This is a genomic window from Stenotrophomonas sp. STK16_22, from assembly GCF_051984505.1.
Lineage (GTDB): Bacteria > Pseudomonadota > Gammaproteobacteria > Xanthomonadales > Xanthomonadaceae > Stenotrophomonas > Stenotrophomonas maltophilia_A.
On sequence record NZ_CP196972.1, the window covers coordinates 3067131 to 3079946 of the forward strand.

12 protein-coding genes are annotated in these 12816 nt (G+C 65.3%); 6 read left to right on the top strand and 6 right to left on the bottom strand.

Features of this window, described 5'->3' with window-relative positions:
* Positions 1-17 precede the first annotated feature (17 nt).
* The gene (gene metH, locus ACSYAO_RS14385; protein ID WP_149909405.1) at positions 18-2702 is read left to right on the top strand and encodes a methionine synthase; all 2685 of its coding nucleotides are present in this window, start codon (positions 18-20) and stop codon (positions 2700-2702) included.
* A 212-nt stretch (positions 2703-2914) separates the two neighbouring features.
* Here metH and ACSYAO_RS14390 read toward each other — a convergent pair whose 3' ends face one another.
* The 6 genes from ACSYAO_RS14390 to ACSYAO_RS14415 all read right to left on the bottom strand — a co-directional run bounded on the left by ACSYAO_RS14390 (position 2915) and on the right by ACSYAO_RS14415 (position 9001).
* Positions 2915-4987 carry an acyltransferase family protein gene (locus tag ACSYAO_RS14390; RefSeq protein ID WP_149909406.1) on the bottom strand — a complete coding sequence of 691 codons (2073 nt, stop codon included), beginning with the start codon at positions 4985-4987 and terminating at the stop codon, positions 2915-2917.
* Positions 4988-5034: 47 nt separating this feature from the next.
* Complete coding sequence (locus ACSYAO_RS14395) at positions 5035-5724, bottom strand: DUF2058 domain-containing protein (RefSeq protein WP_149909407.1); 690 nt, start codon at positions 5722-5724, stop codon at positions 5035-5037.
* A 10-nt stretch (positions 5725-5734) separates the two neighbouring features.
* Positions 5735-5974, bottom strand: coding sequence for a SlyX family protein (locus ACSYAO_RS14400; RefSeq protein WP_019660397.1), 240 nt, complete (start codon positions 5972-5974; stop codon positions 5735-5737).
* Positions 5967-7316: a UDP-glucose dehydrogenase family protein gene (locus ACSYAO_RS14405; RefSeq protein ID WP_032127659.1), complete on the bottom strand. Its 1350-nt coding sequence runs from the start codon at positions 7314-7316 to the stop codon at positions 5967-5969. The genes ACSYAO_RS14400 and ACSYAO_RS14405 overlap by 8 nt, the downstream gene beginning before the upstream one ends.
* Before the next feature lie 23 nt (positions 7317-7339).
* A complete protein-coding gene (locus tag ACSYAO_RS14410; protein ID WP_019337358.1) occupies positions 7340-8317 on the bottom strand; it encodes an FKBP-type peptidyl-prolyl cis-trans isomerase N-terminal domain-containing protein in 978 nt (325 codons plus the stop codon).
* Positions 8318-8413: 96 nt separating this feature from the next.
* The gene (locus ACSYAO_RS14415; RefSeq protein WP_049463149.1) at positions 8414-9001 is read right to left on the bottom strand and encodes a glutathione peroxidase; all 588 of its coding nucleotides are present in this window, start codon (positions 8999-9001) and stop codon (positions 8414-8416) included.
* Positions 9002-9369: 368 nt separating this feature from the next.
* Between ACSYAO_RS14415 and ACSYAO_RS14420 the strand changes: the two genes are divergently transcribed.
* From ACSYAO_RS14420 to ACSYAO_RS14440, 5 genes are read left to right on the top strand one after another with little or no spacing between them, the layout of a single operon-like run.
* On the top strand, positions 9370-9615 hold the full coding sequence (locus ACSYAO_RS14420) for a hypothetical protein (protein WP_080355172.1): 246 nt from the start codon (positions 9370-9372) through the stop codon (positions 9613-9615).
* A gap of 2 nt (positions 9616-9617) precedes the next feature.
* Positions 9618-9977, top strand: coding sequence for a GntR family transcriptional regulator (locus ACSYAO_RS14425; protein ID WP_006453095.1), 360 nt, complete (start codon positions 9618-9620; stop codon positions 9975-9977).
* The gene (locus ACSYAO_RS14430) at positions 9977-10852 is read left to right on the top strand and encodes an ABC transporter ATP-binding protein (RefSeq protein ID WP_032130455.1); all 876 of its coding nucleotides are present in this window, start codon (positions 9977-9979) and stop codon (positions 10850-10852) included. Before ACSYAO_RS14425 ends, ACSYAO_RS14430 begins: the two co-directional genes overlap by 1 nt.
* On the top strand, positions 10849-11877 hold the full coding sequence (locus tag ACSYAO_RS14435) for an ABC-2 transporter permease (RefSeq protein WP_049463148.1): 1029 nt from the start codon (positions 10849-10851) through the stop codon (positions 11875-11877). Before ACSYAO_RS14430 ends, ACSYAO_RS14435 begins: the two co-directional genes overlap by 4 nt.
* Before the next feature lie 25 nt (positions 11878-11902).
* Complete coding sequence (locus tag ACSYAO_RS14440) at positions 11903-12790, top strand: DUF4097 family beta strand repeat-containing protein (RefSeq protein ID WP_049463147.1); 888 nt, start codon at positions 11903-11905, stop codon at positions 12788-12790.
* The last annotated feature ends 26 nt before the right edge of the window (positions 12791-12816 follow it).

Below are 12816 nucleotides of genomic sequence, written 5' to 3' on the forward strand. Positions count from 1 at the left end.
TTGAGCTGACGCCTGCCATGACGCCTGTCCGCCCTACCCGCCTGTCCGGCCTGGAACCTCTGGTCATCACTCCGGACCTGCTGTTCATCAACGTCGGCGAGCGCACCAACGTCACCGGCAGCGCGCAGTTCCGCAAGCTGGTCAAGGAAGGCCGCTACGAAGAAGCGGTGGACGTGGCCCGCCAGCAGGTGGCCAGCGGCGCGCAGATCCTCGACGTCAACATGGACGAGGGCCTGATCGATTCGGAAGCGGCGATGACCCGCTACCTCAACCTGATCATGTCCGAGCCGGACATCGCCCGTATTCCGGTGATGGTCGACTCCTCCAAGTGGAGCGTGATCGAGGCCGGCCTGAAGTGCCTGCAGGGCAAGAGCGTGGTCAACTCGATCTCGCTGAAGGAAGGCGAGGCACTGTTCCGCGAACACGCGCGCAAGGTCCTGCGCTATGGCGCCGCCGCGGTGGTCATGGCCTTCGATGAAAGCGGGCAGGCCGATACCTGCGCGCGCAAGGTCGAGATCTGCACCCGCGCCTATCGCATCCTGGTCGACGAGATCGGCTTCCCGCCGCAGGACATCATCTTCGACCCGAACATCTTCGCCGTCGCCACCGGCATCGAAGAACATGACAACTATGCAGTGGACTTCATCGAAGCCACCCGCATCATCAAGCAGACCCTGCCGCACTGCCATGTGTCCGGCGGCGTCTCCAATGTCTCGTTCTCGTTCCGCGGCAACGAAACGGTACGCCAGGCCATCCATTCGGTGTTCCTGTACCACGCCATCGCCGCCGGCATGGACATGGGCATCGTCAATGCCGGTGCCATGCCGATCTACGATGAGCTGGAGTCGGAGCTGCGTGAGCGCGTGGAGGATGTGATCCTCAACCGCCGCAGCGATGCCACCGAACGCCTGCTGGAGATCGCCGAGCGCTACAAGGGCAGGAAAGGTGCGGCGAAGACCGAAGACCTGGCCTGGCGCGACAAGCCGGTGGCGCAGCGCCTGGCGCATGCACTGGTGCACGGCCTGGATGCCTTCGTGGAAGAAGACACCGAACTGGCCCGACAGGCCTCCAGCCGTCCGCTGGACGTGATCGAAGGCCCGCTGATGGACGGCATGAACATCGTCGGTGACCTGTTCGGCGCCGGCAAGATGTTCCTGCCGCAGGTGGTGAAATCCGCGCGTGTGATGAAGAAGGCCGTGGCCTACCTGCTGCCGTACATCGAGGCGGAGAAGGCGCGCAGCGGCGACACTGCCAAGAGCAACGGCAGGATCATCATGGCCACGGTGAAGGGCGATGTGCATGACATCGGCAAGAACATCGTCGGCGTAGTCCTGGCCTGCAACAACTTCGAGGTGGTCGACCTTGGCGTGATGGTGCCGGCGCAGAAGATCCTCGATGCCGCGCGCGAGCACAACGCCGACCTGATCGGCCTGTCCGGCCTGATCACTCCATCACTGGAAGAGATGAGCCACGTGGCCCGGGAGATGCAGCGCCAGGGCTTCGATTTGCCGCTGCTGATCGGCGGCGCCACCACCTCGCGCGCGCACACCGCGTTGAAGATCGACCCGCACTACAAAGCGCCTACGGTGTGGGTGAAGGACGCCTCGCGCGCGGTCGGCGTGGCCCAGTCGCTGATCTCGCGCGACCTGCGCGAAGCCTTCGTTGCCGCCAACGAGGCCGACTATGCCGAGATCCGCGCGCGCCATCGCAACCGTGGCGATGCCAAGCGCCTGGTGTCGCTGGAACACGCGCGTGGGCAGAAATTCCAGGGCGGCTGGGACACCTACACGCCGCCCGCACCGAACCAGCCCGGCCTGCACGTATTTGACGACTACCCACTGGCCGAACTGGTCGACTACATCGACTGGACGCCGTTCTTCCAGGCCTGGGAGCTGGCCGGCAAGTTCCCGGCCATCCTCAACGACGAGATCGTCGGCAGCCAGGCCAGCGAGCTGTACCGCGATGCCCGCGCGATGCTCGACCGCATCGTCGGCGAGAAGTGGCTGACCGCCAAGGCCGTGTTCGGCCTGTGGCCGGCCAACAGCGTCGGCGACGACGTGCGCGTGCAGCACCCACAGGGCGAGACCACCCTGCACTTCCTGCGCCAGCAGGTGGACAAGCCGGCCGAGCGCCCGGATTTCTGCCTGGCCGATTTCATCGCCCCGACCGACAGCGGCAGGCAGGACTGGATCGGCGCGTTCGCGGTCACCGCCGGCATCGGCATCGATGCCCACGTAGCGCGCTTCGAAGCCGAGCATGACGACTACAACGCGATCCTGCTGAAGGCCCTGGCCGACCGCTTCGCCGAAGCCCTGGCCGAGCGCCTGCATCAGCGCGTACGCACGGAATTCTGGGGTTATGACCAGGCCGAGACACTGGACAACGAGGCGCTGATCGACGAGCAGTACAGCGGCATCCGCCCGGCACCGGGTTACCCCGCCTGCCCGGAGCACAGCGAAAAGCGACGCCTGTTCGACCTGCTGCAGGCCGAAGCCAACGCCAGCATGGAACTGACCGAGAGCTTTGCGATGCTGCCTACGGCGGCCGTTTCGGGCTACTACTTCAGCCATCCGCAGAGCCAGTACTTCGTGGTCGGCCGCCTCAGCCGCGAGCAGGTCAGCGACTACGCCCGCCGCAAGGGCGTGGACCGCGCCCAGGCCGAGCGCTGGCTGGCCTCCAACCTCGACTACGACCCCGAATGACACAAAAAGGGGACGGAGGGGATTAAGTCGTTTTGGGCACAAACGACTTAATCCCCTCCGTCCCCTTTTCGCTTCATCATTGCGCTGGGCTTTGACGGTTTCTCGTCCGGTGTCGTTTGCCCTGGTCGGCGCACTGCTGTGCTTCTTCGCACCGAGCCTGCCACTGATCCGCGCACGCCGGAGCCGCTTCAAGGCCTGACGCCGGCGCGGTCCTACTGCTGCAGCAGTACCTGCTGTAGCGACGGCAGCAGCACACGGTTGCCATGCGCGCTGAGGTGATCGCCATCGAAGAACAACGGCCGGCCATCGCGCTGCGCCGGGCACAGCACGTCATCACACAGCACCGGCATCGGATCCCACAGCACACCCCCTGGCAGGCCATCGACCACCTGCTGCAGGCTGCCCAGCATCGGCGCACGCAGCGTTTCCATCGCCTCACGCGTGCTGTCCAGGCCGTTGCGGCAGACCTCGTTGCGTGAATTGAAGCGGTCAGAGCAGCGATACGGCGGCGCCGGCAGCACCGGTTTGGGCGCCTCCAGCACAATTCGCACACCGCGCTCGGCCAACGGTTTCCACTGGGTGATCGCCTCCGCCACTTCGGCTTCGCGTCCTGCAGTGGCTTCCGGGGTCAGCTCGCCCGCCAGCTGCGCCTGCGCATCGAACAATACGAACTGATCGGACAAGCGCGGTATCCGCAGCGACACCAGCACCACGGCATCACCTGGCTGCGCACGCTGCGTGACATCGGCGAGCATCGCTGCGTCGAAATCACTGCAACCGGCACCCGCGCCGCGCCACTTCTGCAGGCTCACCTGCGGGCATCCACCACGACCGTAGAGAATCACCTCCGAGCCACTCTCAAGCGCCAGCCGCTGCAGCAGCTCGATGTAGGCCATTGCATGCGAATCGCCAGCAACGAACACCTGCTTCGGCGCACCGGCAGGCGCCGGCCGATCGCAGTCACCACGCGCATAGGTCCGCATGCTGCCACCTTCGAAGCGTCGCTTGGTGGTCACCAGGCTGCAGTCAGGATAGTCGCCTGCCACGCTCTTGCCGTTGGGATACCAGTCGCCGGGATGCCGACTGACCGTGCTCAGTGATATCCGCGGTGCCTGCAGGTACAGCAGCGTCTGGGTGCCGGCCGCGACCAGCAGCACAGCCGAACCTGCCAGCACCCAGCGACCCGGGCGCAGACGCTGCGCCAAGGGGCCCCGGAACGGTTGCTCCACCCAGCGCCACGACAACCACGACAGCAGCAGCACCAGCGCCAGCGCAGCGCTCATCTGCAGGGGTGTCTGCAGGCCCACGGTCCAGCGCATCAGCACGAATACCGGCCAGTGCCACAGATACAGCGAGTACGACAGCAGGCCGATGGAGCACATCGGCCTGCTGGCCAACAGGCGTGCCACCCAGGACCGGGGATGATGATGCAGCGCCCACAGCAGGCCTGCGGCAGCGAAGGTCGGCAGCAGACCATCGGGCCACGGCGAATGCCCTGCCCGTGCAGTCCACAACGCCCAGCCCAACAGCGCCAGCGCCACCATCGCGAGCAGCGAGAACACGGGCGCAGCGCGCTTCAGTGCAATCGTCGTCACCGCATCCACTGGCTGGCGAACATGCAGCAGCTGGAACAGCAGTACGCCAACACCCAGTTGCCACAGCCGCGTAGTGGTGGCGTAGAACGCCCACGATGGCGGCGCCTCGCGCAGGCCCAGCACCGCCGCATGCAGCAGTGACGCCGCACTGACCACGGCAAACAGGCCAAGGCTGATCCAACGCCCGCGCACGCCGCGCGCCCAGGCCAGGAACAGCAGCGGGAACAGCAGGTAGAACTGCTCCTCCACGCCCAGCGACCAGGTATGGGTATAGGGATTGAATTCGGCCTTGGGCGCGAAATAATCGTTGCCGATCAGCGCCAGCACCCAGTTGCTGAAGCCGAAGAATGCCATCAGCCCGGTCTTGTCACTGGCCTCGCTGAGCCAGGACTCGGGAATGAACAGCACGCTGCCGACGGCGGTCAACAGCAGGCAGCTGATCAGCGCAGGTGCGATGCGGCGGATGCGGCGCGAATAGAAGCGCAGCATCGACTGCCACAGCGACAACGGCGGCAGCCGGTGCACCGACGCGCTGACCACGAACCCGGAAATGACGAAGAACACGTCTACGCCGGTGAACCCGCCCGGCAACCAGGCCGGGTCCAGGTGGAACACGATGACGGCCATCACGGCAATCGCGCGCAGGCCGTCAATGTGCGGCACGTAGCCGCGGCTTGGATCAGCGGTCATCCCTTCCCCCAACCGCGGAGGCAGTGCCGTCCGCGGTGGTTGCGCCTTTACCAGACCAGGTCGTCCGGCACCTGGTACTGCGGATCCGCATACGGATCTTCCTCGGCCGGCGCATTCGGATCGACCTTCAGCGCCACCGAGGCGGCGAACACCGCCTCGGACTGTGCCAGCACTTCGGCAGTCACCAGCAGGTAACGGCCATTGAGCTGGACCACACCCAGCTCACCGGCATTGAGCGCGGTCAGCTGTTCGGCGGTCACATAGATGCGCTTGATCTTGCCGCCATACGGGAAGTGGCGGGCGATGTCCGCTGCCTCGGCGTTGAGGCTCTTGTCCTTCAGCAGTTCTTCCAGCTTGGCCTTCGCCTCGCGGCGCACGCGTGCTTCTTCCTGCTTCAGGCGCTCGGTCTCGATGCGCTCTTCCTTCTCCCGCTGCGCCCGGATGGCATAGGCCTTGGCCAGATCCATCTCTTCGGTGCTGCGCGGCTTGCGCGGGCCCTGCTGGCTCTGGCCACCGCGCGCATGCCCGCCGGGCTTGCCCGCGCCATGGCCCTGCCCACGACGCTCACCGGGCTTGTGCTCGCCCTTGCCTGCGCCCTGCGGCTTTCCATTGCCGTTGCCGTTGCCACCCTTGCCCTGCGGGCGGCCATCACGGCGGGGGCCATCATTCTTGCGCTCGGGCTTGGGCGCGGGCTTGAAGCCCAGGCCCATCAGCTGGTCGCGGAGGGTATCGCTCATAGGATTCGGATCAGTAGTGCGGCGGCGGCGGTTCGCTCGCCGGATCGGAAGAATTCAGTGCGTTGCGGACCTTGCCCAGGTCTTCCAGCAGCACGCGCAGCACATCGGCGTTGCGCATGCCCTGCATGCGGGCATCAGCCAGCGCGTCGCTCAGCTCGGCCAGCGCCTGTTCCTGGAAGGACACGCGCATTTCCAGCTCGACCAGGCGCGCTTCCAGCGCCTGCTCGCGTTCAGTGGGCAGATCAGACATGCAACGAGCGCCCCCGGCCAATGCCGTAGTACGCAAGACCTGCGGCTTCCACTTCGCCCGGCTCATACAGGTTGCGGCCGTCGAACACCGCCGCATCCTTCAGCTGCTCGCGCAGCTTCTGGAAGTCGGGGCTGCGGAACTGCTTCCACTCGGTGACCACCACCAGCGCGTCGGCACCCTGCAGCGCTTCATCGGCACTGTTGCAGAACACCAGGTCATCGCGTTCGCCGAAGATGCGCTGCGACTCGTGCATCGCCTCCGGATCGTAGGCACGCACCGTCGCACCGCCTTCCCACAGCTGCGCCAGCAGTCGACGGCTGGAGGCCTCACGCATGTCGTCGGTGTTCGGCTTGAAGGCCAGCCCCCATACGGCGAAGGTCTTTCCACGCACGCCCTCGTCCTCGCCCTTGTCGTAATGACGCTGGATGAGGGCAAACAGATGGCCCTTCTGCGCATCGTTCACCGCTTCAACCGCATTGAGCAGCTTCGGCTCAAGGCCATACTGCTGGGCTGTACGGGCCAATGCCTGCACGTCCTTGGGGAAGCACGAGCCGCCGTAACCGGCACCCGGATAGATGAAGTGCCAGCCGATGCGTGGATCCGAACCAATGCCCTGGCGGACCTGCTCGACATCGGCACCGACGCGTTCAGCGATGTTGGCGATTTCATTCATGAACGAAATCTTGGTCGCCAGCATCGCATTGGCGGCGTACTTGGTCAGTTCGGCCGAACGCACGTCCATTTCCACCACGCGGTCGTGGTTGCGGTTGAACGGCGCGTACAGGCGACGCATCACCGCCACCGACTCTTCGTTCGCCGCACCGATGATGATGCGGTCCGGGCGCATGCAGTCCGCAACCGCATCGCCTTCCTTCAGGAATTCCGGGTTGGACACCACGTCGAAGGCGATGTCCGCGCCACGCGCGGCCAGCTCTTCGGCAATGGCGGCACGCACCTTGTCGGCGGTGCCGACCGGCACCGTCGACTTGTTCACCACCACGGTCGGCACACTCATGTGCCGACCAATGGTCCGGGCTACGGCAAGCACGTATTGAAGATCGGCACTGCCATCCTCGTCCGGTGGCGTACCAACGGCGATGAACACCACCTGGCCGTGATCGATGGCGGCCGCGGCATCCGTGGTGAACGCCAGCCGCGCTGCGGCATGGTTGGCCTTCACCATCGGCTCCAGGCCGGGTTCATAGATCGGGATGATGCCCTGGTTGAGGCCATCCACCTTGGCCTGGTCGATATCGACACAGACCACCTGATGACCAACATCGGCCAGGCAGGTACCGGTCACCAGTCCAACGTAGCCGGTACCAAAAATCGCAACGCGCATATCCGTATTCGCTCCTGAATGACTTACGGCAGAACGCCCAGCAGCTCGACGTCGAACGTCAGAGTCGCGTTCGGGCCGATCGGGCCGCCCGGGGTGCCGTTCTCACCGTAGGCGAGTTCGCCCGGGATCCAGAAGCGGTACTTCGAACCGACCGGCATCAGCGCGACGCCTTCGGTCCAGCCCTTGATCACCTGGTCCAGACCGAACTCGGCCGGCTGGCGGCCGTAGGAACTGTCGAACACGGTGCCGTTGAGCAGCTTGCCTTCGTAGTTCACGCGCACCTTGCTGCTCGGCAGCGGGCGCTCGCCGCTACCCGGGCGGATCACCTGGTACTGCAGGCCCGACGAGGTGGTCACCACGCCCGGCTGGGTCTTGTTCTTGGCCAGGAATGCGTTGCCTTCCGTGCGGTTGGTCTGCGCAGCCTGGGCGGCCTTGGCCTGCATTTCAGCCTGCTTGGCACCCATGAAGGCCTGGATGGTGGCGGTCGCGTCAGCTTCCGTCATCTTCGGCTGGCCCTTGGTCAGGCCGGTGCTGATTGCGTCAAACAACGAGGCGACATCGATATCGTCCTTCAGCTGCGCCAGCGACGGACCCACCGAGTAGGAGCCGATCATCTGCGACACCTTGACGCGGTCGACCTTCGGCGGCTGCGAGCCCGGTGCCACGCCCGGCACCTGCTGGCCGCTGCGGGCCATCACGACCTGGCGCAGGGCGGCATCGGTGGCCTTGGCCTGTTCCTGGGTGATCTGCGGCTGCAGGCCCTCGAACGAACGCTCAACGGCGGTGCGCAGGGCGGCCACATCGATCTCATCGGCGATCGGGGTGAACGACTTGGCGACATCAAGGCCGATGGCGTAGCCGAGCTTCTGCTTGGGGGAATTCAAGGTTGCGGTCTCCTTGGCGGCTGCGGGGGCAGCCGGTTGTTGCGACAGAGCGACACCCGAAGTGCCCATCGCCAGAATCAGAACCGACGCCGCGGCGCCGCGCATTCCCATCTTCATTCGCTGCATTCCTGGAAGTGTCTGGGCGCCGACGTCGGCGCGAAAAGAAACATTGTCGCACGCATGCCGTCGATGTCGAGGCATGCGTGCTGGATATCAATGCGTGGCGGCTGCCGCCAGCGCCTTGTCGATGGCCGCGGTCAGCTGCGGATCGTCCGGCGTCACCTTGCTGGCGAACTGGGCAATGACCTTGCCATCGCGGCCCACGAGGTACTTGTGGAAGTTCCAGGCCGGCGCAACGCCGGTCGCTACGGTCAACCGCTGGTACAGCGGCGTGGCCTGCGTGCCGACCACATGCACCTTCTCGAACATCGGGAACTTGACGCCGTAGGTCAGGGTGCAGAAGTCCTGGATCTGCTTCTCGTCACCCGGTTCCTGGCCCTTGAAGTCATTGGAAGGAAAGCCCAGCACCGCAAAACCGCGGCCTGCATAGCGCTTCTGCAGCGCCTCCAGCCCTTCGTACTGCGGCGTGTAGCCACACTTGCTGGCGGTGTTGACCACCAGCAGCACCTGCCCGTGATAGCGCTGCTGCAGATTCACCTGCTGCTTGCTGGCCAACGGCCGGTATTCCAGATCGAGCAGGTCGGCCGCCAGCGCACTGGCGGAACCGGCGGCGCCGGCCACCATCAGGGCCAGCAGGGACAGGCCGCGCAGGCGGCACGGGGAAACGGTCGGCAGGGGCATCAGAGGCGGTCCGCGGTAGCCATTCACAAGGCCCGGCCAGTGCTGGCCGGGAATCGGCCGAACTATAGCACCGGGCTCTGGAGCCCCTGATGGCACAGGTCCATCCCGGGCTTTGCGCGGCGTGGCGAATGTGCTGCCCGGGCGCCATCGAAGGCGCAGTGATGACATAGCATGGACATCACTGAATGGAAGGCCGCCCCGAAAAGCCCCCTGCAGAAGATTCATTTCCCTTTTAAATCAATCGACTAGAGGGATGTTTCAGCAATCTGACCACCCCTGCCATCAGTTGGGGACGGCAAGGGGTTGCACGTAGGCGTGCCGGTGTTATAGTTGCATACAACACCAGTCATCTGAGACAGGGGGAAGCCATGAACGTCCGGATCCGTCGCAACCTCACCGCACCCGCGGCCGTCGCTGTTTCGACCCTGCTCGTGCTGGCCTGGTGGGCCACGCCCACCGCCCCTGTTTCCGCCGCTGCTGAAAGTGCGCAGGACGCGACTCTCTCCCCCGCAGGGAACGCCCCCTCCTCCTCCCCCCCTCCCCCGCGTCGGCTGCACAGCGCGCTGTCCATGCCGTATTTCTCGTTCGCCCAGCCGCTGACCCCACGGAGCTGAATATGAGCGACATCCAGTGGAGCGACGGCGCTCCCATCTACCGTCAGTTGAAGGAGCGCGTGATCGCCATGATGCTCGACGGAATCCTCAAGCCGGGCGATGCCCTGCCTTCGGTGCGCCAGGTGGCCGCCGACTATCAACTCAACCCCATCACCGTTTCGCGCGCTTACCAGGAGCTGGCCGACGAAGGCCTGGTCGAGAAGCGCCGCGGCCTGGGCATGTTCATGACCGAGCAGGCGGCCACGCAGCTGCGCAGCAGCGAGCGCGACCGTTTCCTCAACGAAGAATGGCCGGCGGTTCTGGAGCGCATCCAGCGCCTGGGCCTGAGCCTCGACGAATTGCTGCCCCAGGGGAAAGTCTGATGAATAGCACTGCAAGTGAGTCGGTCATCACCGCCCGAGGCCTGCGCAAGGCCTACAAGACCACGGTCGCCCTCGACAACGCCAGTTTCAGCATTCCAAGCGGACGCATCGTCGGCCTGATCGGGCCCAATGGCGCCGGCAAGACCACCGCGCTGAAGGCCATTCTTGGGCTGACCTCGGTGGAGGGTGAACTGAGCGTGCTCGGCCGCGACCCGCGACTGCACCGCGACGAACTGATGAACGACATCTGCTTCATCGCCGACGTCGCCGTGCTGCCGCGCTGGCTGAAGGTGCGCGAGGCGATCGATTTCGTGGCCGGCGTCCACCCGCGCTTCGACCGCGCCCGCTGCGAGCGCTTCCTGGCCAACACCAAGCTGCAGCCGAAGCAGCGCGTGCGCGAGCTGTCCAAGGGCATGATCGTGCAGCTGCACCTGGCGCTGGTGATGGCCATCGATGCCCGCATCCTGGTGCTGGACGAGCCGACCCTCGGCCTGGACATCCTGTACCGCAAGGAGTTCTACCAGCGCCTGCTGGAAGACTACTTCGACGAACAGAAAACCATCATCGTCACCACCCACCAGGTGGAGGAGATCGAGCACATCCTCAGCGACGTGATGTTCATCCGCGATGGCCGCATCGTGCTCGACGCGGAAATGGACGACGTCGGCCAGCGCTATACCGAGCTGCTGGTCAATGCCGACCAGCTGGACACCGCGCGCGCCCTGAAGCCGATCGACGAGCGCAGCCTGGCGTTCGGCAAGACGGTGATGCTGTTCGATGGCGTGCCGCGCACCCAGCTTTCCTCTCTCGGCGAGACCCGCATCCCGGGCCTGGCCGACCTGTTCGTCGCCATCATGAAGGGGACCTACGCATGAATGCCGTCAACCACCCCATCAGCCCGATCGGCACCCTGCGCTGGCTGCTCAAGCGCGAGTACTGGGAGAACCGCGGCGGCTTCCTGTATGCCCCGTTGATCGCGGGCCTGATCTCACTGGTGATGAGCATCGCCGGCATTGCCTTCGGCCTGTTCGCGCTGAACCGTGCAGCACGCGACGGCGGCCTGCACATCGATGGCGAGAACGTGAACATCAACGGCCTGAACCTGGCCCTGCTCACCCGTGACATCAGTGCCAAGGACCTTGCTGATCTTGGCAACGGCCTGGATCTGACTCTGGTACTCAGTTCAAGCTGGCCGTTCGTGGTGCTGGCCTTCGTCGTGTTCTTCTACTGCCTGGGCGCCCTCTACGACGATCGTCGTGACCGCAGCATCCTGTTCTGGAAGTCGTTGCCGCTGTCGGACACGCAGACCGTGCTGTCCAAGGTGATCAGCGCACTGATCGTGGCACCATTGATCGCGGTCATCGCCGGCATCCTCACCATGTTCGGCTTCATGCTGATCATCAGTGCCGTCGCGCTGCTGCACGGTGGCAGCCCGATGACCCTGATCTGGGGCCCGGCCAGCCCGCTGACCCTGGCCGCTGGGCACCTGGCCTGGATTCCGGTCTATGCCCTGTGGACCCTGCCCACCGCCGGCTGGCTGCTGCTGTGCTCGGCATGGGCCAGGAGCAAGCCGTTCCTGTGGGCGGTAATGTTGCCGCTGTTTGCCGGCATCATTGTCAGCTCCACCAAGATGATGCCGCTGTTCGGCCTGACCACCGGCTGGTTCTGGCAGAACATCGTCGGCCGCCTGCTGCTGGGCGGCGTGCCCGGCATGGACCTGCTGTATCGCCTCGGCGCCGACGAAGCATCGCGCCGCGATCTGGACTCGGTCGTCAGCCTGATGTCCCCCGCCTCGCAGCTGAAGTCGCTGGCGATGCCGGAGCTGTGGATCGGCGCCGTCGTCGGTGCAGTGTTCATCTTCCTTGCCATCCGCCTGCGCAAGCGCGCCGGCGAGATCTGATCCCATCCATCCGGAGGCACCACTCATGCGTTCTTTGCTCGCCTGTTCTGCGTTGTTGCTGTTGCCGTTGTCGGCGCTGGCCGCCGATGCTCCGAACTGCAAGTTCACTGCCGCCCGCGCACTGAAGCTGGACGTGGCTGCTGCCAGGACGGTGGTGTTCGAGGTCAACCAGCATGACCTGAAGGTGGTCGCCAGCGCTGGCGGCGGCCAGCTGGACGGCCGCGCCTGCGCGTCCAGCCAGGAATGGCTGGACCAGCTGGTGCTGGAGCAGCGCAAGGTCGGCGACAAGCTGGTGGTGAGCCTGCGCCGCGACGGCCGCCAAAGCGGCATCAGCCTGGGCAACAGCTACGCCTGGCTGGATATCCGTGGCAGCGTGCCGGACAACATGCCGCTGCAGTTCAAGATCGGCTCGGGCGATGCCAGCGTGGAGAACGCACAGTCGCTGAGCGTGGATGTGGGTTCCGGTGATGCCGTGGTCCGCGGTACCCGCGGCAGCATCCACGCTGCAGTGGGTTCGGGCGACCTCAACATCGATGGCGGCAGCTCCCTGAATCTGCTGTCGCTGGGTTCCGGCGACGTCACCGTACGCAACATCAGCGGCGATGCCAGCACCGGTACCGTCGGCTCCGGTGACCTGAAGATCAGCGATGTGCGTGGCAACGCGCGGCTGGATACCGTGGGCTCGGGTGATATCGAGTTCAAGCGCGTGCAGGGCAGCGTTGAAGTGGGCGTGGTTGGCTCCGGCGGGGTCGATCTGGCCGACATCGGCGGCAATGTGCATGTCCGCAGCCACGGCTCGGGCGACATCAACGTCGACGGCGTGCGCGGCACCCTGACCGTCGACCACAGCGGCAGCGGTGACGTCGATCATCGCAACGTCAGCGGCCGGGTCACTCTGCCGCGCAGCAAGTAAACCCTCTTCCAGACACTACCAGGGGA